Origin of the sequence: Methylobacterium sp. CCH5-D2, from assembly GCF_001556475.1 — a bacterium.
GTDB lineage: Bacteria > Pseudomonadota > Alphaproteobacteria > Rhizobiales > Beijerinckiaceae > Methylobacterium > Methylobacterium hispanicum.
Genome location: NZ_LSIX01000750.1, coordinates 1 through 700 on the forward strand (window position 1 = coordinate 1; position 700 = coordinate 700).

Annotated in this window: 1 protein-coding gene and 1 pseudogene; one reads left to right on the forward strand and one right to left on the reverse strand. The window is 73.4% G+C overall.

What is annotated here, in order from left to right; all coding sequences use genetic code 11:
- A partial coding sequence (locus tag AX737_RS34650) for a hypothetical protein (protein WP_197430645.1) occupies positions 1–231 on the forward strand: 231 nt, incomplete at its 5' end.
- Positions 232–528: 297 nt separating this feature from the next.
- Here the strand turns inward: AX737_RS34650 and AX737_RS33465 are convergent.
- A pseudogene (locus tag AX737_RS33465) lies at positions 529–700 on the reverse strand (phosphoenolpyruvate carboxykinase (ATP)); the annotation flags it as partial.

Below are 700 nucleotides of genomic sequence, written 5' to 3' on the forward strand. Positions count from 1 at the left end.
GGCCAGGGCGGCGCGCTCGCCCGCCAACTCGCCCGCTACCTGCGCCGCCGCGAGGTGAGTTGCGCCGCCGAGGGCGACGGCATGCGCTGCCGCATCGACGGCGACGACCTCGCCGCCCTGATCCTGGCGGCCGGCGGCGCCCGGGCGAGCGAGGACGCGCCGCAGGATCTGCTCGCCGCCGAGGAGCAGGCCCGCTCCGAGCGCGTGGGCCTGTGGGGGCGCGAGCGCTGAAGCGCGCCACAATTCTCCCTCCCCCCTCTGCGGAGGAGGGTGGCACCCGAAGGGTGACGGTCGGGACGAAGTCCCGCAGAGAGGGGAGGGACGCTGCAGGATCAGGCTATGCCCTGCATGAAGCCCGCACCTCTTCCGTGAGCGTGGTTCCCCTCACCCGACCCGGCCTGACGGCCGGCCCATCCTCCCCCGCAGAGGGGGAGGGAGAGTGACGCGGGTACGAAAAAGCCCTCCCCGCCGACGGCGAGGAGGGCCCGTCTCACACGGGGGCCGCCCGAGGCGGCCCCTTCTTTCACATCACGCCGCGATCGCCTGCGCCGACGGCCCGGCCTGCCGCACGTCGGCCTCGACGTGGCTCTCGAAGCGCTTGAAGTTCTCGTCGAACATCGCGACGAGCCGCGCGGCCGTCTCCACGAAGGCGCCCTTGTTGGCCCAGGTCTTCACCGGGGTCAGGATGTGGGGCTCGACG